Origin of the sequence: Pseudomonas sp. UME65 (assembly GCF_014170225.1) — a bacterium.
GTDB classification, from domain to species: domain Bacteria; phylum Pseudomonadota; class Gammaproteobacteria; order Pseudomonadales; family Pseudomonadaceae; genus Aquipseudomonas; species Aquipseudomonas protegens.
Genome location: NZ_LZZQ01000013.1, coordinates 846,179 through 864,574 on the forward strand (window position 1 = coordinate 846,179; position 18,396 = coordinate 864,574).

Genomic DNA, 18,396 nt, shown 5'->3' on the forward strand with positions numbered 1-18,396 from the left:
ATAACGCACACGAGCAGGAGTCGGTAATGAGCTATCAGCACCAGTATGTCGACGGTACCCGGATCCATTTTCCGGTGGGCAAGGTGGTGTGCATCGGTCGCAACTACGCCGAGCACGCCAAGGAGCTGGACAACCCGGTACCTACCGAACCCCTGTTGTTTATCAAGCCGGGCAGTTGTGTGGTGCCCCTGGAGGGTGGGTTCGCCATTCCCACCGAGCGTGGTTCGGTGCACTACGAAGCGGAAATCGCGGTGTTGATCGGCAAGCCGCTCTCCACCAAACCCAGCCGCGAAGAAGTGCTGGATGCCATTTCCGGCTTTGCCCCGGCACTGGACCTGACCCTGCGGGACAAGCAGGCCGAACTCAAAGCCAAGGGCTTGCCCTGGGAAATCGCCAAGTCGTTCGACGGCGCGGCGGTGATCGCGCCCTTTGTGGTGGGCAGCACCTTCGCCGACCTGACCGACATCGGCATCCGCCTGACCATCAACGGTGAAGTACGCCAGGACGGCAACAGCGCCATCATGCTCAACCCCATAGTGCCGATGATCCAGTACATGGCCGGTTGTTTCTCCCTGCAGGCCGGCGATGTGATCCTCACGGGCACGCCGGTCGGGGTTGGGCCGCTGAATGTCGGCGATGAGCTGGTGCTGGAGCTTCCCGGTGCCAGCCGTTTCACCAGCAGCGTCCGTTGATCCGAATCTTTCTGCGCTGGGCCCGGTAATCCAGGGCCCGGCGCAGAGAGATCACCGGCTTTAACCGTTTTTTCACATTTTTCCCGGATAATTCCGAAGCTTATGGTTCGCGGATCTGAAATCCCTGTGCTATTACCTTTGGCCGTGCTTCTGGAATCTGTGTGATGGACGCCCACCCTCTACCTAAACCTCGCCTCATCCGCCGCTTGCGATTGCGCATGCGCTGGTATTCCTGGCTGCTGTTGGCGGGCGTGATCTGCTATGGCGTAGCCAGCCTCATGCATTGGGATGACCGTGGGGCACTCTGGGTCCAGGAAGGTTTTGTCAGTACCGCCGAACGCAGCTCCAGTATCTGGCTGCCCAGCTACCGGGCGGTGATCGATGCCAAGGTCCTGCCAGGCATGGAGCGGGACGAAGCCTCCGATCTTTCCTATAACCCCCAGACCAAGACCCTGTTTTCGGTAATGGGCAAGCACCCATTCCTGGTGGAGCTGTCGCTGCAAGGCGACGTCCTGCGCAAGATGCCTCTGGTGGGCTGGAGCAACCCGGAAGGGGTTGCGGTCCTGGAGAATGGCCTGCTGGCGATTGTCGATGAGCGCGAGCATTCGCTGGTGATCGTCAAGGTCGATGCCAATACCCAGTCGCTGAATGTCGCGGACTTCCCCAAATACGACCTGGGCCCTTCGGCAGACCAGAACAAGGCGTTCGAAGCCATTGCCTGGAACCCGCGCAAGCAACAGTTGCTGCTGGGGGAGGAGCGCCCGCCGGCGTTGTTTACCTGGAGCAGCGACGGTAGCCAGGTACTCAAGGGCGACAAGCAGAAGCTGGCCAGCGACGAACTCGACTTGCGCAACCTTTCGGCCCTGGGTATCGACCCGCGCACCGGCCATACCCTGGTGTTGTCGGCTGATTCCCATCTGTTGCTGGAACTGGACGAGCAGGGCGAACAGGTCAGCTTCATGGCCCTGCTCGGTGGTTTCAATGGCCTGGAAAAAACCATTCCCCGGGCCGAAGGGGTGGCCATGGATGAGGCCGGCAACCTGTACATGGTCAGCGAGCCCAACCTGTTCTATCGCTTCGAGAAGCAGTGAGTCCCGGCCTGGCACCCGAGCCGGGCCATTCAGGGCATTAAGCTTTAATTCAGGCGGCTGTGATATTTCATCAGCCTGTCCTGATTTCGAGCCTGCCCGCCATGTATCGCCTCACCCGCCTGCAACCCCTTTACCTGCTCCTCTGCCTGATGGCCGTGCTGTTGGCGGTGTTTGTCCATAACCACAGGTTGTGGCAGCGTGCCTGGTTCGACTGGCAATCCTACTGGCAGGTGGCGGCCCCCCAATCCCTGGGGCTGGGCGATTACCGTGTCGTGCTGGAGGCGCAGCCCATCGAGGGCCTGGATGAGGTCTCGGCGCTGACCTACGATCCACTGCGCAACAGCCTGTTCACCGTGACCAACAAGAATTCCGAACTGATCGAGCTGTCCCTGGACGGGCAGATCCTGCGCCGCATCGCTCTGGTGGGCTTTGGCGATCCGGAAGCGGTGGAGTTCATCAATGCCAATACCTATGTGATCAGCGACGAGCGCCAGCACCGGCTGATCAAGATCCAGCTGGACGACGAAACCACGGCGGTGGATGCGGCAGAAGCCGAGCAGATCACCCTGGGCGTGCACCTTGCCGGCAACAAAGGCTTCGAGGGGCTGGCCTACGACTCCCAGGGCAAGCGCCTGTTCGTCGCCAAGGAGCGCGACCCGATGCTGATCTATGAAGTGCAGGGCTTCCCCCATCAAGATCCGCAGCAGTCCTACGGGATGCATGTGGTGAACAACCCCAAGCGCGATGCCGGCCTGTTCGTGCGCGACCTCTCCAGCCTGCAATACGACGAGCGCAGTGGCCACCTGCTGGCACTGTCGGACGAGTCGCGGCTGGTGGTGGAGCTGGATGTCGAGGGGCGCCCGCTGAGTACCCTGGCCCTGGGCAAGTGGCGCCAGGGCCTGAGCAAGGCGGTGCCTCAGGCGGAAGGGATGGCCATGGATGACGCCGGCACCCTGTACCTGGTGAGCGAACCGAACCTGTTCTACGTCTTCAAGAAACCGATGTAGGAGCCGGCTGGCCAGCGAAGAGGCCTTCAAAGCCGCCTTCGCCCGCGCGCCGGCTCCTATCCGCGGGGCAGGCTCAGGCCTTGAGGGTCTTCACCCCTTCGGCGGTACCCAGCAGCAACACGTCAGCGGGGCGTGCAGCGAACAGGCCATTGGTGACCACGCCGACAATGGCATTGATCTGGCTTTCCAGTTCCACCGGATTGGTGATCTGCATGTTGTGCACATCGAGGATGATGTTGCCGTTGTCGGTGATCACGCCTTCGCGGTACACCGGGTCGCCGCCCAGTTTCACCAGTTCACGGGCCACGTGGCTGCGGGCCATGGGGATCACTTCCACGGGCAGCGGGAAGTTGCCCAGCATCGGCACCAGCTTGCTGGCGTCGGCGATGCAGATGAACGTCTTGGCCACGGCGGCGACGATCTTTTCCCGAGTCAGGGCGGCGCCGCCGCCCTTGATCAGGTTCAGGTGTTCGTCGCTTTCGTCGGCGCCGTCGATGTAGAACTCCAGGTCGCTCACGGTGTTGAGCTCGTAGACCGGAATCCCGTGGCCCTTGAGGCGCGCGGCGGTGGCTTCGGAGCTGGCCACGGCGCCGTCGAAGGCGCCCTTGTGCAGGGCCAGGGCGTCGATGAAGCAGTTGGCGGTGGAGCCGGTGCCGACCCCGACGATGCTCTTGTCATCGAGTTTCGGGAGGATAAGGTCGACGGCGGCCTGGGCAACGGCCTGTTTGAGTTGATCCTGGGTCATGCGGGCTCCGAAGCGGGCAAGGGGGGGCACAAAGGCCGGCATTATAGGCGCCGCGGCAGATCAGGTCATTGCCCGTTTGGCTAATCGGCCGGGCTTCAGAGAAGGCGAGGGGGCGGCTAAAACCTCGGTATTCGTGTGGTCGCCCGGGCAAACGCTGGGTTAGACTCCCTGGCCCTGCCCAACCCGCTCAGTGATGCTTTCCGATGCTCGAACAGTACGTCAAGAAGATCCTCACCTCGCGCGTTTATGACGTTGCCGTAGAAACCCCATTGCAGACTGCCCGCCAGCTCTCCGAGCGGCTGGGCAATCAGATCTGGCTCAAGCGTGAAGACTTGCAGCCGGTGTTCTCGTTCAAGATCCGTGGCGCCTACAACAAGCTGACCCAGCTCAGCGATGCCGAGCGCGCCCGCGGCGTGGTCACTGCGTCGGCGGGCAACCACGCCCAGGGCCTGGCCCTGGCGGCCAAGGTGCTGGGGGTCAAGGCCACTATCGTGATGCCCAAGACCACCCCCGAGATCAAGGTCGAGGGCGTGCGCTCCCGTGGCGGCAAGGTGGTGCTGCACGGCGATACCTTCCCTGAAGCGCTGGCCTACTCCCTGAAGCTGGTGGACGAGAAGGGCTACGTCTACATCCATCCCTACGATGATCCGCACACCATTGCCGGGCAGGGCACGGTGGCCATGGAGATTCTGCGTCAGCACCCCGGCCCGCTGGATGCGATCTTCGTTCCGGTCGGCGGCGGCGGCCTGATCGCCGGCATCGCGGCCTATGTGAAGTACCTGCGCCCGGAGATCAAGGTCATCGGCGTCGAGCCGGACGACTCCAACTGCCTGCAGGCGGCCATGGCTGCCGGTGAGCGCGTGGTGCTGCCGACCGTGGGGATCTTCGCCGACGGCGTGGCGGTGGCGCAGATTGGCCAGCACACCTTCGACATCTGCAAGTATTATGTGGATGAAGTGATTACCGTCAGTACCGACGAGATCTGTGCGGCAATCAAGGATATCTACGACGATACCCGCTCGATCACCGAACCTGCCGGCGCCCTGGGCGTTGCCGGGATCAAGAAGTACGTCGAGCAGCGCGGTATCAGCGGGCAGACCCTGGTGGCCATCGACTCCGGAGCCAACGTCAACTTCGACCGCCTGCGCCACGTCGCCGAGCGCGCCGAGCTGGGCGAAGGCCGCGAAGCCATCATCGCCGTGACCATCCCCGAGAAGCCCGGCAGCTTCAAGGCCTTCTGCGAGGCGGTGGGCAAGCGTCAGATCACCGAATTCAACTACCGCTACAACACCGGCAGCGAGGCGCACATCTTCGTTGGCGTGCAGACCCACCCGGAAAACGATCCGCGCAGCGCCCTGATCGCCAGCCTGACCGAGCAGGGCTTTCCGGTGATCGACCTGACCGACAACGAACTGGCCAAGCTGCACATCCGCTACATGGTCGGCGGCCATGCCGAGAAGGTCAGCGACGAAGTGGTGCTGCGTTTCGAATTTCCGGAGCGTCCGGGGGCGCTGTTCAACTTCCTCAACAAGCTGGGCGGGCGCTGGAATATCTCGATGTTCCACTACCGCAACCATGGTGCGGCGGATGGCCGGGTAGTCGCCGGCCTGCAAGTGCCGGCCGATGAACGTCACCTGGTGCCCGCGGCGCTGGAGCAGATCGGCTATCCGTACTGGGATGAAAGCGACAACCCGGCCTACCAGCTGTTCCTCGGCTGAACGACTACGCTGAGGATCGGAGCCTTAAGGAAGCGAAAACATGGAAACACTGACCACGCTGAAGACGCTTCATGTACTGGCCACCGTGCTGCTATTGGGCAGTGCGCTGGGGCTGGCGATCTGGGTCTGGCGCCTGCGCCGCCAGGGGGATGCCACGGTTTATAGCCGGGTGCTGCACCGTCCGGGCCTGTTCGGCTGGCTGTTGCTGGCGCTGGGCATGCTGACATTGCCGTTCAGCGGTTGGTGGCTGGTGCATCTGGTGGGTTGGCCGCTGGGGCAGACCTGGGTCCTGGGTTCCAGTGTGCTCTACACCCTGGGGGCCCTGGCCTGGCTGTGGCTGATGGTGCGCCTCAACCGCCTGCGGGTGGCCAAGGTTGCCAGCGGCCTGGCGTTCACCCTGGTGCTGGCGGTGTTCAGCGCCGCATGTTTCGTGACCATTGCCGGTCTTATGGGCGCCAAGCCGGTCTAACTCTCAAGGATTGCCATGAAGGTCGTTCTGGTGGGGGCCACAGGGTTTGTCGGCCGTCATCTGCTGGCGGCATTGCACGCTGCCGGCCATCAGTTGATTGCCACCAGCCGTCGCCCGCAGCCCCAGGGGTTGCCCGGGGTGGAGTGGTGCCAGCTGGATCTCGATTGCCTGGGCCGCGAGCCCCAGCCCTTTGCCCTGCCTGCCGACACCGACCTGCTGATCAACGCCGCGGGGCTGTTGAGCACTGATGCGCGGGCGTTGAGCCTGACCCAGGACCTGGGTACCCGCGCGCTGTTCGATCTGGCGGCGGCCCGGGGCGTGCGGGTACTGCAGATTTCCGCATTGGGGGCCGGGATCCTGCCCCAGGTGCCGTTCCTTGCCAGCAAGGCGGCGGCGGATGATTACCTGCTGCAGTTGGGGGTACCGGCGGTGGTGCTGCGGCCCTCGCTGGTGCTCGGCGCTGGCGGTGCCAGCAGCGGCTGGCTGACGAGGCTGTCGCCCTGGCCGCTGATTCCCTTGCTGTCCGCCAAGGCGCAGATGCAGCCCTTGCATATAGAGGACTTGAGCGCCGCGGTGCTGGCGCTGCTCAGGCAGTGGCCGCAGGAATCCATGGTTTTGCCCCTGGTCGGCCCGGAACGCATGACCATGGCGCAACTGCTCGATCACCTGCGGTCGGCCCAGGGCTGGGCCCCGGCGCGCTACTTCAAGCTGCCAGCGGTCTTGCTGCGGCTGGTGGCCGCTGCTGGCGATCGCCTGGGCTGGCGAGCCTTGAACCGGCAGAGCCTGGCCATGGCCCGCCACGACAACCTGGCGGATCCGCAGGTGCTGGCCTCGGTCTGCGGGTATCACGCGGCGCCGCTGGCGGCCCGCTTGCAGGACTGGCCGCAGGCGGCGCAAAGCACCCAACCAGCCCTGCGCCCGCTGTTGCTGGCAGTGATGGTGCTGATCTGGCTGGGTACCGCGCTGGTGTGCATTGGCCCGGGTTACGACTGGGGCCTGCGGATCATGGCCGAGGCTGGCGTGCAGGGCGTCTGGGCGGCCCTGGCGGTGATCGGCGGTTCACTCTGTGATGCGCTGCTGGGTGTCGGCCTGCTGCTGCGGCGCTGGCGCCGGCGGGCCTTGCAGGCACAGTTGGGGCTGATGCTCGGCTACACCCTGATCATCAGCCTGATCCTGCCGCACTTCTGGTTTGACCCTTATGCCGCCGTCGCCAAGAACCTGGTGCTGATGGTGGCGACCCTATGGCTGCTGTGGACCGAACCCCACCAATGAGCGCTTACCTGCTGTTGAAAACCCTGCATATCCTGTCCTCCACCGTGCTGTTCGGCCTCGGCGCGGGGTCGGCCTATTACGCCCTGCGGGCCTGGCGCAGTGGCCGGGTGGAAGTGATCGCCGTGACCTTCAAGCACCTGGTGTTCGCCGACTGGGCCTTTACCGCCACCACGGCGGTATTCCAGCCGTTGAGCGGGCTGGGGCTGGTGCACCTGGCAGGCTGGTCGCTGCAGCAGGCGTGGCTGATGTGGAGCCTGGGGCTGTATGTGGTGGCGGGGCTGTGCTGGCTGCCGGTGGTCTGGTTGCAGATCCGAGTGCACAAGATGGCCGAGCAGGCCCTGCAGGACGGGACGCCGATGCCGCTGCGGGCAACCCTTTATATGCGCTGGTGGTTCGCCCTGGGCTGGCCGGCGTTCCTGGCCTTCATGGCGATTTTCTATCTGATGGTGGCCAAGCCGGCGTAGGTTTTTTTCGCTGGCAAGCCAGCGCCTACAGCCGGCTCGCCGGCGAGCTGCCTAGTCGCGCAGGCTGATGACCTGCCAGCCACGTTTCTCGGCCTCGGCCCGCAGGTTCGGGTCCGGGTCAACGGCCACGGCGGTGGTCACTTGCTCCAGCAGGGGCAGGTCGTTCATCGAATCGCTGTAGAAGTAGCTGTCTTCCAGGCTGTGGCCGGTCTCTTCCAGCCAGCGGTTGAGGCGGGTGACCTTGCCTTCACGGAAACACGGCACATCGGTACTGCGCCCGGTGTAGCGGCCATCCTGCATTTCGCATTCGGTGGCGATCAGGGTTTCCACGCCCAGGCGTTCGGCGATCGGCGCGGTCACGAAACGGTTGGTCGCGGTGATGATCACCAGCTTGTCGCCGGCAGCGCGATGCTTGTCCAGCAGGGCCTGGGCCTTGGGCAGGAGGATCGGCTCGATGCAGTCGCGCATGAAGTCGCGGTGCCACTCTTCGAGCACGGCCATGTCGGTGCGGCCGAGGATTTCCAGGCAGAAGTTCAGGTAGGCGGCATTGTCGAGCTTGCCGGCCAGGTAATCCTGATAGAACTCGTCGTTGCGGGTCTTGTAGGCGACGGCGTCGAGGAAGCCCCGCTCGCACAGATAGTCGCCCCAGGCGTGGTCGCTGTCGCCGCCCAAAAGCGTGTTGTCCAAGTCGAATAAAGCCAGGCGCATTGCAGTTACTCGCTGAAAAGTCGCGGAAAAAGGTGCCCAGAATACGGTCTTTTCACAAGAGTGCACATAAGCTAAGCAGCCTCGTTGCTGCATTCCCAAGCTTTGTGGAACAATGCGGCGACATGCGTTTGCGAGGTTGTAGCCGTGATCGACCCCGATGGTTTCCGCCCCAATGTCGGGATCATTCTGACCAATGATGCCGGACAGGTGCTATGGGCTCGCCGTATCAATCAAGATGCCTGGCAGTTTCCTCAAGGGGGAATCAACCCCGATGAGACGCCGGAAGACGCCTTGTATCGCGAGCTGAACGAAGAAGTGGGGCTGGAGCGCGAAGATGTGCAAATTCTCGCCTGCACCCGGGGCTGGTTGCGCTATCGTTTGCCGCAGCGTCTGGTCCGGACCCACAGCCAACCGCTGTGCATCGGCCAGAAGCAGAAATGGTTTCTCCTGCGCCTGATCTCCAACGAGCAGCGGGTGCGGATGGATTTGACCGGTAAACCGGAATTCGATGGCTGGCGCTGGGTCAGTTATTGGTATCCGTTGGGCCAGGTGGTGACATTCAAGCGCGAAGTGTATCGCCGCGCTCTCAAAGAGCTTGCCCCGCGCCTGCTAGTGCGCGACTGACGACGGAGTTCGACCCCGAGCCATGCTCAATACGCTGCGCAAGATCGTCCAGGAAGTTAACTCCGCCAAGGATCTCAAGGCGGCGTTGGGGATTATTGTATTGCGCGTCAAAGAGGCCATGGGCAGCCAGGTCTGCTCGGTCTATCTGCTGGACCCGGAAACCAACCGTTTCGTCCTGATGGCCACCGAGGGCTTGAACAAGCGCTCCATCGGCAAGGTCAGCATGGCGCCCAACGAAGGCCTGGTAGGCCTGGTGGGCACTCGCGAAGAACCCCTCAACCTGGAAAACGCCGCCGACCACCCGCGCTATCGCTACTTCGCCGAAACCGGTGAGGAGCGTTACGCCTCGTTCCTCGGTGCGCCGATCATTCACCACCGCCGGGTGGTGGGCGTGCTGGTTATCCAGCAAAAGGAGCGGCGCCAGTTCGACGAAGGCGAAGAAGCCTTCCTGGTGACCATGAGCGCCCAACTGGCCGGGGTTATCGCCCATGCCGAGGCCACCGGTTCGATCCGTGGCCTGGGTCGCCAGGGCAAGGGCATTCAGGAAGCCAAGTTCGTCGGCGTACCGGGCTCGCCCGGCGCGGCGGTGGGCAGCGCGGTGGTGATGCTGCCGCCGGCCGACCTGGATGTGGTGCCGGACAAGCACGTCACCGACATCGACGCCGAACTGGCCCTGTTCAAGAGCGCCCTGGAAGGGGTGCGGGCCGATATGCGCGCGCTATCGGAAAAGCTCGCCACCCAATTGCGCCCTGAAGAGCGCGCGCTGTTCGACGTCTACCTGATGATGCTCGACGACGCCTCCCTGGGCAGTGAAGTGAAGGCCGTGATCAAGACCGGGCAATGGGCCCAGGGCGCGTTGCGCCAGGTGGTCACCGATCACGTCAACCGTTTCGAACTGATGGACGATGCCTACCTGCGCGAGCGGGCCTCGGACGTCAAGGACCTGGGCCGCCGGCTCCTGGCCTACCTGCAGGAAGAGCGCCAGCAGACCCTGGTCTATCCCGACAACACCATCCTGGTCAGTGAGGAACTGACCCCGGCTATGCTCGGCGAAGTGCCGGAAGGCAAGCTGGTGGGCCTGGTCTCGGTGCTGGGTTCGGGCAACTCCCACGTGGCGATCCTGGCCCGGGCCATGGGCATCCCGACGGTGATGGGCCTGGTGGACCTGCCGTACTCCAAGGTCGACGGCATCCAGATGATCGTCGACGGCTACCACGGCGAGGTCTACACCAACCCCAGCGACGTGCTGCGCAAGCAATTCGCCGATGTGGTGGAAGAAGAACGGCAACTGGCCCAGGGCCTGGATGCCCTGCGCGACCTGCCCTGCATCACCCCCGATGGCCACCGCATGCCGCTGTGGGTCAACACCGGCCTGCTGGCCGATGTAGCCCGGGCGCAGAAGCGCGGGGCCGAGGGCGTGGGCCTGTATCGCACCGAAGTGCCGTTCATGATCAACCAGCGCTTCCCCAGCGAGAAGGAACAGCTGGCGATCTATCGCGAACAACTGGCGGCCTTCCATCCGCAACCGGTGACCATGCGCAGCCTGGACATCGGCGGCGACAAGTCGCTGTCGTACTTCCCGATCAAGGAAGACAACCCCTTCCTTGGCTGGCGCGGGATCCGCGTGACCCTCGACCACCCGGAGATCTTCCTGGTACAGGCCCGGGCGATGCTCAAGGCCAGCGAAGGCCTGAACAATTTGCGCATCCTGCTGCCGATGATTTCCGGCATCCACGAGCTGGAAGAAGCCTTGCACCTGATCCACCGGGCCTGGGGCGAAGTGCGCGATGAAGGCACTGACGTACCGATGCCGCCAGTGGGGGTGATGATCGAAATCCCCGCCGCGGTGTACCAGACCAAGGAGCTGGCGCGCCAGGTGGACTTCCTCTCGGTAGGCTCCAACGACCTGACCCAGTACCTGCTGGCGGTGGACCGCAACAACCCACGGGTGGCCGATCTCTACGACTACCTGCACCCGGCGGTGCTGCAAGCGCTGCAGAACGTGGTGCGTGATGCCCATGCCGAAGGCAAGCCAGTGAGCATCTGCGGCGAGATGGCCGGTGATCCGGCGGCGGCGGTGCTGTTGATGGCGATGGGCTTCGACAGCCTGTCGATGAACGCCACCAACCTGCCGAAGGTGAAGTGGATGCTGCGTCAGGTCAGCATGACCAAGGCCAAGGAACTGCTGGCGGAAATGATGACCATCGACAACCCGCAAGTTATCCACAGTTCGCTGCAACTGGCGCTGAAGAAACTCGGGCTGGCGCGGATGATCAATCCGGCTTCGAGCAAGACCCTGTAATCGGGTTGTTTTCTTCGCCGGCAAGCCGGCTCCTACCGAAGCGTTCGTGGGAGTCGGCGTGCCGGGGCACGCTTCAGACCTTCAGTTCGACCTCTCCCAGATGCCCGCCATAGGGGCCGAAGCTGCGCTCCAGCAGATGCCGCGAGCCATCGGCGTGGACGATCAGTGCCGTGCTGGCTCGCGTGCCGTAGCTGGGGCTGGCGATGAACACGCTGGACAGCAGGCTTTCGGTGGCCAAGCCCACTCCGGTGTCCGGCAGGTCGGCGAAGGGCGCTGTCTGCGGGTCGCTCAACAGCGCCAGCAGTGCCTGGGGCTGTGGATCATGCAACACCTCCTGCAACGCCGCCCTGGCCTTGAGCAGCTTGGGCCAGGGCGTATCCAGCCCGGCATTGGAAAGGCCGTAGACCCCAGGCTCCAGCCGTTGCGGCTGCGGGTCCCGAGCGTTGTAGTGCCACAGTTGCTCGGCATTGCCCAGCAGCAGGTTGAACCCGGCGTACTCCACCGAGCGCCCGACTACATCGCGCAAATAATCATCCAGGGGCACGTCGCCGGCGAGAAAGCGCGCCACCAGTTCACCCCGCGAGCGCCGCGCCGGAGGCTGGTGCGGGTTGCGGATATTGGTCAGGGCGGCAAAGCGGCCCTCGGCGCCGACCCCGAGCCAGGTGCCGCCGGCTTCCAGGTCGCGACCGGCGTGGATCTGCGGCAGTTCCGGCCACTGCCCCAGGGGCAGGCTCGGCCGCGCGTAGAATTCATCACGGTTGGCCGCGACGATCAGTGGCTGAGCATGACCCGGCCGCCAGGCGAAAACGATCAAGCACATTAAGGTGGCCCCCTGTGTGTTTTTGCCCACTTTACGCACAGATCCGGCGGGTATCCATCGCCATCCAGTGGAGTCCGGGGCGGCGCTTCCGTTACCATGCCGATCTATTTTTCGGATGCTCCCATGGAATTTCTGCTCTATCTGCTGCTGGGCGCCTGTGCGGGCGTGCTGGCCGGGCTGTTCGGCGTGGGCGGCGGGATCATCATAGTCCCGGTGCTGGTGTTCAGCTTCACCCTGCAAGGCTTCGATGTCTCGGTGCTGACCCACCTGGCGGTCGGCACCTCCCTGGCCAGCATCATCTTTACCTCGGTCAATGCGGTGCGCGAGCACCATCGGCGTGGCGCTGTACGCTGGCCGATCTTCGCCTGGATGACCGTGGGTATCCTCCTGGGCGCCGGTTTCGGCGCACTGACCGCCGAGGCGATCTCCGGCCCGCACCTGCAGAAAATCATCGGTGTGTTTGCCCTCGTGGTGGCCTTGCAGATGACCCTGGAGCTCAAGCCCAAGGCCAGCCGCCAGGTGCCCGGCAAGCTGGGCCTGACGGCCGCCGGCGGTGTGATTGGCTGGGCCTCGGCGATCTTCGGCATCGGCGGTGGCTCCCTCACCGTGCCTTTTCTCACCTGGCGCAGCGTGCCCATGCAGCAGGCGGTGGCCACCTCATCGGCCTGCGGTTTGCCCATTGCCCTGGCCAGTGCCTTAAGTTTCATGATTCTGGGCTGGCATGATCCGCTGCTCCCGGCCCATAGTCTCGGTTTCGTTTATTTGCCGGCCCTGTTGGGCATTGCCCTGACCAGCATGGTGTTCGCCCGCATCGGCGCGCGCCTGGCCCACAAACTGTCGCCACGCCTGTTGAAACGCATGTTCGCCGCGCTACTGTTCTGCGTGGGGCTCAGCTTCCTGTTCTGAGTGGTGACGCAATCCTGGCTTAATCCTGGGCTGGCAGTTTGCCCCGGGAATCTGAAGTTCTAACCCTTACGAGGAGTCGCAATGCTGCCTTACCCGCAGATTGATCCGGTGGCGCTGGCCATCGGCCCGCTGAAAATCCACTGGTACGGCCTGATGTACCTGATCGGCATTGGCGGTGCCTGGTTGCTGGCGTCGCGCCGCCTGAATCGTTTCGATCCGACCTGGAGCAAGGAGAAGCTCTCGGACATGGTGTTCTGGATGTCCATGGGGGTGATAGTCGGTGGTCGCCTGGGTTATGTGCTGTTCTACGACCTGAGCGCCTACCTGGCCAACCCGACGCTGATCTTCGAGGTGTGGAAGGGCGGCATGTCGTTCCACGGTGGTTTCATCGGGGTGATGCTGGCGGCCTGGTGGTTCGGCAAGCGCAACAACAAGACCTTCTTCGAACTGATGGATTTCGTCGCGCCGATGGTGCCGATCGGCCTGGGCGCCGGGCGCATCGGCAACTTCATCAACGCTGAACTGTGGGGCAAGCCCACCGATCTGCCCTGGGCCATGGTGTTCCCGCCGTTCAGCGATCCGGCGCAATTGCCGCGCCATCCCTCGCAGCTGTATCAGTTCGCCCTGGAAGGCGTGGCGCTGTTCCTGATCCTCTGGCTGTTCTCGCGCAAACCCCGGCCGACCATGGCGGTTTCCGGTATGTTCGCCCTGTTCTACGGGATCTTCCGTTTCATCGTCGAGTTCGTCCGGGTGCCGGACGCCCAGCTGGGCTACCTGGCCTGGAACTGGCTGACCATGGGTCAGGTCCTGTGCGTGCCGATGATTCTCGGTGGCCTGGGGTTGATCTGGCTGGCTTATCATCGCGCTCCGGCCAAGAGCGCGGCGCAATAAATTCGAACCCCGGGGCGTGCCCCGGGTTCAAGGATGCAGGTAATTCATGAAGCAATATCTTGATCTGGTGGCCCACGTCATCAACAACGGCACCAAGCAGGCCAACCGCACCGGTGTGAACACCATCAGCTTCCCCGGGGCCATGCTGCGCTACGACCTCAAGGAAGGTTTCCCGGCCATCACCACCCGCAAGATGGCCTTCAAGTCGGCCATCGGCGAGATGGTCGGCTTCCTGCGCGGGGTAAACAACGCCGCCGAGTTTCGTGCGCTGGGCTGCAAGGTCTGGGACCAGAACGCCAACGAAAACGCCCAGTGGCTGGCCAACCCGTTCCGCCAGGGCGACGACGACCTGGGCGAGATCTACGGCGTGCAGTGGCGCAAGTGGCCGGCCTACAAACAGATCAAGACCAGCAACCAGGCGGCCATCGACCTGGCGCTGAGCCAGGGCTACCGGCAGATCGCCGCAGGCGAGGAAGACGGCCAGGGCTACGTGGTGCTGTACAAGGCCATCGACCAGGTGCGCCAGTGCGTCGACACCATCATCAACGACCCGGGTAGCCGGCGGATCCTGTTCCACGGTTGGAACTGCGCCCAGCTGGATGAAATGGCCTTGCCGCCGTGCCACCTGCTGTACCAGTTCCACCCCAATGTCGAGACCCGGGAAATCTCCCTGACCCTCTACATCCGCTCCAACGACCTGGGCCTGGGCACGCCGTTCAACCTCACCGAGGGTGCTGCGCTGCTGAGCCTGATCGGCCGCCTGACCGGCTACACGCCGCGCTGGTTCACCTATTTCATCGGTGATGCCCACGTCTATGAAAACCATCTGGACATGCTCAACGAACAGCTCAAGCGCGAGCCGTTCCCGATGCCCAAGCTGGTGATTTCCGAGCGTGTGCCGGAGTTCGCCAAGACCGGTGTCTACCAGCCGGAGTGGCTGGAGCTGATCGAACCGAGCGACTTCTCCCTGGAAGGCTATGAGCACCACGCGCCCATGACGGCGCCGATGGCGGTCTGAGCATCCAGCTACTGCAGCAAGGGCCGCGCGGCCCTTGTCGATTGATCCTGTTGCCCTTATCGACCTGTGCCCGGAGCCGTTCCGGGCATGGCTGTGCCCGGCGGCCAGCTACGCTCTGAGTAGCGGCCCTGCCAGGTGCGGGGTGTGGTCCTTGTGACATTCAACGTGAGCCCCGAATGGAAGAACTCAATCACAGCCTGTTCCTGGCCATCAACGCCAGTGCCGGGGCGTCCATGCCGATGCGTGCACTGGCGGTTTTCCTCGCGCAATGGGTGGTACTCAGCGTGCCGCTGCTGCTGGTGGTGTTCTGGGTTTTCGGCGAGCGCCGCCAGCGCATGATCGTGTTGCTCGCCGGCCTGAGCATTGTCCTGGCCCTGGTCTGCAACCTGCTGATCCGTGAGCTGTGGTTCCATCCGCGGCCGTTCATGATCGGCCTGGGGCAGAACTTCCTCGCCCACGCGCCCGGGGCGTCTTTCCCCAGCGACCACGCCAGTGGCATGTTCGCCATGGCTTTCGCGCTGATCCTGGCCAGCCTGCGCAAGACCGGGCTGGTGATGCTGGGCCTGGCGCTCCTGGTGAGTTGGGCACGGGTCTACCTGGGTGTGCATTTCCCTTTCGACATTCTGGGTGGCTGCCTGGTGGGGGGGCTCAGCGCCTGGCTGGTGCGCCAGGCGCTGGCCTGGCAGCAGCTGGACCAGCGGCTGCTGGCAATCCTCGAAGGGGCTTATCTGCGGCTGACGGCCAGCGTTCGGCGCGGCGCCTGAAACCGCGCCAGGGGTTCAGTGCCCGTGGCTGCGCCCGACATGGGAGGGCTCGCTCTCATTGGGGGCCACCGAGCCGCTGACTTCCAGGCGCTGGAGAATTCCGCAGTGCTCAAGGTCCGGGCCCTCGCTGCAGCGCTGGCGCAGGTCCAGCAGTTGTTCCTGCAGGGCCAGCAGGCCGTCGATGCGCGCCTTGACGTGATGGATATGCTCGTCGATGAGGGCGTTGACGCTGGCGCATTGGTCCTGGGGGCTGTCGCGCAGGTTGAGCAGGCTGCGGATCTCCTCGAGGGTCATGTCCAGGCTGCGGCAATTGCGGATAAAGGTCAGGCGCTCGGTGTGGGCCTGGGTGTAGAGGCGATAGTTGCCTTCACTGCGGGCCGGTTCCGGCAGCAGCCCTTCGCGCTCGTAGTAACGGATGGTCTCGACCTGACAGTCGGTGAGTTTCGCCAGTTCGCCAATCTTCATTGCCGTCGTCTCCGAATGGGTGCTTGACCCTATAGTGGCTACAGGGTGTTCACTTGGCAACAAGCACCTTAATTCGGAAGGGACCCTAATGAGCGATTCTCTCCACAGACCGCGCAAATCCGCGGATCAGCGGCCCCAGGCTGATCACGATCACGATCACGATCACGATCACGATCACGATCACGATCACAGCCATGGCCACAGCCATTCCCATGCGCCCGCGGGCAAGTTGCAGCCGGTCAAGGCACACGATCATGCCGCCCACGGCGCATCCTGCTGCGGTTCCGCCGACCTGGCGCCGTCCAGGGTCACCCTGAGCGAGACCCCGACCGCCGGCGCGCGCTTGAGCAGCTTTCGCATCGAAGCCATGGACTGCCCCACCGAACAGACCCTGATCCAGAACAAGCTGGGCAAGCTGGCCGGGGTCCAGGCGCTGGAGTTCAACCTGATGAACCGGGTGCTGGGGGTGACTCACGACCTGCCGAGCACCGCGCCTATCATCGAGGCGGTCAAGTCACTGGGCATGCACGCCGAACCCCTGGAACAGGAGAGTGACCAAGCCGCGCCTGCCGCAGCGCCCGTGAAGAAGCCCTGGTGGCCGCTGGCCCTGTCCGGTATCGGCGCGCTGGCTGCCGAAGTCATCCATTTCACCAATGCCGCGCCCGACTGGGTGATTGCCCTGGTGGCCCTGGTGTCGATCCTCAGTGGTGGCCTGACCACCTACAAGAAGGGCTGGATCGCCCTGAAGAACCGCAACCTCAACATCAATGCCCTGATGAGCATCGCCGTGACCGGCGCCGTGCTGATCGGCCAATGGCCGGAAGCGGCGATGGTGATGTTCCTGTTCACCGTGGCGGAATTGATCGAGGCCCGTTCCCTGGATCGGGCGCGCAACGCCATCAGCGGCCTGATGCAGATGACCCCGGAACGGGTCACGGTGCAGCAGGCAGACGGCAACTGGAGCGAACAGGAAGCGAAAAGCGTCGAACTGGGCGCACTGGTGCGGGTGCGCCCCGGTGAGCGCATCGGCCTCGACGGCGAGGTCGTGTCCGGCAACTCCACCATCGACCAGGCGCCGATCACCGGTGAAAGCCTGCCGGTGGAAAAGACTGTGGGCGACAAGGTTTTCGCCGGCACCATCAACCAGGCCGGCTCCCTGGAATACCGAGTGACTGCCGCCGCCAACAATTCGACCCTGGCGCGGATCATCCACGCTGTGGAACAGGCCCAGGGCGCCCGGGCTCCGACCCAGCGCTTCGTTGACAGCTTCTCGAAAATCTACACCCCGGCGGTATTCGCCTTCGCCCTGGCGGTGGCGCTGATTCCGCCGCTGTTCATGGGCGGCGTCTGGTTCGACTGGATCTACCGCGCCCTGGTGCTGCTGGTAGTGGCTTGCCCCTGCGCCCTGGTGATCTCCACCCCGGTGAGCATTGTCAGCGGCCTGGCGGCTGCCGCGCGCAAGGGCATCCTGGTCAAGGGCGGGGTCTACCTGGAAGGCGGCTACAAGCTCGACTACCTGGCCCTGGACAAGACCGGCACCATCACCCACGGCAAGCCGGTGCAGACCGACTTCCTGTCCCTGGACCCGCTGGCCCAGGACTCCGCCCCGGCCCTGGCCGCAAGCCTGGCAGGGCGTTCCGACCACCCGGTGTCCCTGGCTATTGCCCAGGCGGCTGTGGATAAACAGTTGGCCATGCACCCTGTGGATAACTTCGAGGCCCTGACCGGCCGAGGCGTACGCGGCGAGATCAACGGCGAGCTGTACCATCTGGGCAACCATCGTCTGGTGGAAGAGCTGGGCCTGTGCTCCCCGGCTTTGGAAGAAAAACTCTTCGCCCTGGAGAAGCAGGGCAAGACCGTGGTCCTGCTGCTGGACCGCAATGGCCCGCTGGCGCTGTTCGCCGTGGCCGATACGGTGAAGGAATCCAGCCGCGAAGCCATCCAGCAATTGCATGAGTTGGGGATCAAGACCCTGATGCTCACCGGCGACAACCCGCATACCGCCCAGGCCATCGCGGCCCAGGTGGGTATTGACCAGGCCCGGGGCGACCTGCTGCCCACCGACAAGCTGCAGGCCATCGAAGACCTGTACGCCCAGGGCCATCGGGTGGGCATGGTGGGCGACGGGATCAACGACGCACCGGCCCTGGCCCGTGCCGAAATCGGTTTCGCCATGGCTGCGGCGGGCACCGACACCGCCATCGAGACCGCGGATGTGGCCCTGATGGACGATGATCTGCGCAAGATCCCGGCGTTTATCCGCCTGTCGCGCCAGACCTCGGTGGTACTCAAGCAAAATATCGTCCTGGCCCTGGTCATCAAGGCGATCTTTCTTGGGGTAACCTTTGCCGGGCTGGCCACCATGTGGATGGCAGTATTCGCCGACATGGGCGTGAGCCTGTTGGTGGTGTTCAACGGTCTGCGCCTGCTGCGCAAATAA

General features: G+C 63.9%; 18 protein-coding genes. 14 read left to right on the forward strand and 4 right to left on the reverse strand.

Translation table 11 applies throughout. The features are described from left to right. The first annotated feature begins 26 nt into the window (after window positions 1-26). From A9971_RS18740 to A9971_RS18750, 3 genes are all read left to right on the forward strand, one after another. The gene (locus A9971_RS18740) at window positions 27-692 is read left to right on the forward strand and encodes a fumarylacetoacetate hydrolase family protein (RefSeq protein ID WP_011064082.1); all 666 of its coding nucleotides are present in this window, start codon (window positions 27-29) and stop codon (window positions 690-692) included. 164 nt (window positions 693-856) lie between these two features. Next, window positions 857-1,783: an SdiA-regulated domain-containing protein gene (locus tag A9971_RS18745; protein ID WP_065365071.1), complete on the forward strand. Its 927-nt coding sequence runs from the start codon at window positions 857-859 to the stop codon at window positions 1,781-1,783. Between the two features lie 101 nt (window positions 1,784-1,884). Next, on the forward strand, window positions 1,885-2,790 hold the full coding sequence (locus tag A9971_RS18750) for an SdiA-regulated domain-containing protein (RefSeq protein ID WP_183001191.1): 906 nt from the start codon (window positions 1,885-1,887) through the stop codon (window positions 2,788-2,790). 73 nt (window positions 2,791-2,863) lie between these two features. Here the strand turns inward: A9971_RS18750 and rpiA are convergent, their stop codons facing one another. Then, window positions 2,864-3,535: a ribose-5-phosphate isomerase RpiA gene (rpiA, locus tag A9971_RS18755; protein WP_183001189.1), complete on the reverse strand. Its 672-nt coding sequence runs from the start codon at window positions 3,533-3,535 to the stop codon at window positions 2,864-2,866. Window positions 3,536-3,738: 203 nt separating this feature from the next. Between rpiA and ilvA the strand changes: the two genes are divergently transcribed. Genes ilvA through A9971_RS18775 form a run of 4 tightly spaced genes read left to right on the forward strand, consistent with a single transcriptional unit; the run spans window position 3,739 to window position 7,458 of the window. Next, window positions 3,739-5,253 carry a threonine ammonia-lyase, biosynthetic gene (ilvA, locus tag A9971_RS18760; protein ID WP_183001187.1) on the forward strand — a complete coding sequence of 505 codons (1,515 nt, stop codon included), beginning with the start codon at window positions 3,739-3,741 and terminating at the stop codon, window positions 5,251-5,253. 40 nt (window positions 5,254-5,293) lie between these two features. Continuing rightward, entirely contained in the window at window positions 5,294-5,722 is a 429-nt protein-coding gene (locus tag A9971_RS18765) for a DUF2269 family protein (protein WP_011064077.1), read from the forward strand. Between the two features lie 15 nt (window positions 5,723-5,737). Then, window positions 5,738-6,994: an SDR family oxidoreductase gene (locus tag A9971_RS18770; protein WP_183001185.1), complete on the forward strand. Its 1,257-nt coding sequence runs from the start codon at window positions 5,738-5,740 to the stop codon at window positions 6,992-6,994. Then, window positions 6,991-7,458: a DUF2269 domain-containing protein gene (locus A9971_RS18775; RefSeq protein ID WP_011064075.1), complete on the forward strand. Its 468-nt coding sequence runs from the start codon at window positions 6,991-6,993 to the stop codon at window positions 7,456-7,458. The genes A9971_RS18770 and A9971_RS18775 overlap by 4 nt, the downstream gene beginning before the upstream one ends. Before the next feature lie 51 nt (window positions 7,459-7,509). Here the strand turns inward: A9971_RS18775 and A9971_RS18780 are convergent, their stop codons facing one another. Next, window positions 7,510-8,166: an HAD family phosphatase gene (locus A9971_RS18780; RefSeq protein ID WP_019093432.1), complete on the reverse strand. Its 657-nt coding sequence runs from the start codon at window positions 8,164-8,166 to the stop codon at window positions 7,510-7,512. A 144-nt stretch (window positions 8,167-8,310) separates the two neighbouring features. Between A9971_RS18780 and A9971_RS18785 the strand changes: the two genes are divergently transcribed. Continuing rightward, window positions 8,311-8,790 (forward strand): RNA pyrophosphohydrolase, encoded by a 480-nt coding sequence (locus tag A9971_RS18785; RefSeq protein WP_011064073.1) that lies wholly within the window; start codon window positions 8,311-8,313, stop codon window positions 8,788-8,790. A 22-nt stretch (window positions 8,791-8,812) separates the two neighbouring features. Next, window positions 8,813-11,092, forward strand: a complete 2,280-nt coding sequence (ptsP, locus tag A9971_RS18790; protein ID WP_011064072.1) for a phosphoenolpyruvate--protein phosphotransferase — start codon at window positions 8,813-8,815, stop codon at window positions 11,090-11,092. A gap of 73 nt (window positions 11,093-11,165) precedes the next feature. On the opposite strand, the gene A9971_RS18795 is transcribed toward ptsP, so the two are convergent. Continuing rightward, the gene (locus A9971_RS18795; RefSeq protein ID WP_011064071.1) at window positions 11,166-11,912 is read right to left on the reverse strand and encodes an NRDE family protein; all 747 of its coding nucleotides are present in this window, start codon (window positions 11,910-11,912) and stop codon (window positions 11,166-11,168) included. A gap of 123 nt (window positions 11,913-12,035) precedes the next feature. On the opposite strand from A9971_RS18795, the gene A9971_RS18800 reads away from it, so the two are divergent. The 4 genes from A9971_RS18800 to A9971_RS18815 all read left to right on the forward strand — a co-directional run bounded on the left by A9971_RS18800 (window position 12,036) and on the right by A9971_RS18815 (window position 15,491). Next, the gene (locus tag A9971_RS18800; RefSeq protein WP_026020005.1) at window positions 12,036-12,818 is read left to right on the forward strand and encodes a sulfite exporter TauE/SafE family protein; all 783 of its coding nucleotides are present in this window, start codon (window positions 12,036-12,038) and stop codon (window positions 12,816-12,818) included. Between the two features lie 81 nt (window positions 12,819-12,899). Continuing rightward, entirely contained in the window at window positions 12,900-13,709 is an 810-nt protein-coding gene (lgt, locus tag A9971_RS18805) for a prolipoprotein diacylglyceryl transferase (RefSeq protein WP_011064069.1), read from the forward strand. Between the two features lie 46 nt (window positions 13,710-13,755). Then, entirely contained in the window at window positions 13,756-14,727 is a 972-nt protein-coding gene (locus A9971_RS18810; protein WP_015637397.1) for a thymidylate synthase, read from the forward strand. A 176-nt stretch (window positions 14,728-14,903) separates the two neighbouring features. Beyond that, a complete protein-coding gene (locus A9971_RS18815) occupies window positions 14,904-15,491 on the forward strand; it encodes an undecaprenyl-diphosphatase (RefSeq protein ID WP_015637396.1) in 588 nt (195 codons plus the stop codon). A gap of 15 nt (window positions 15,492-15,506) precedes the next feature. Here the strand turns inward: A9971_RS18815 and cadR are convergent, their stop codons facing one another. Then, on the reverse strand, window positions 15,507-15,956 hold the full coding sequence (gene cadR / locus A9971_RS18820) for a Cd(II)/Pb(II)-responsive transcriptional regulator (protein WP_011064066.1): 450 nt from the start codon (window positions 15,954-15,956) through the stop codon (window positions 15,507-15,509). Window positions 15,957-16,044: 88 nt separating this feature from the next. Between cadR and A9971_RS18825 the strand changes: the two genes are divergently transcribed. Further along, complete coding sequence (locus A9971_RS18825) at window positions 16,045-18,396, forward strand: heavy metal translocating P-type ATPase (protein WP_183001978.1); 2,352 nt, start codon at window positions 16,045-16,047, stop codon at window positions 18,394-18,396.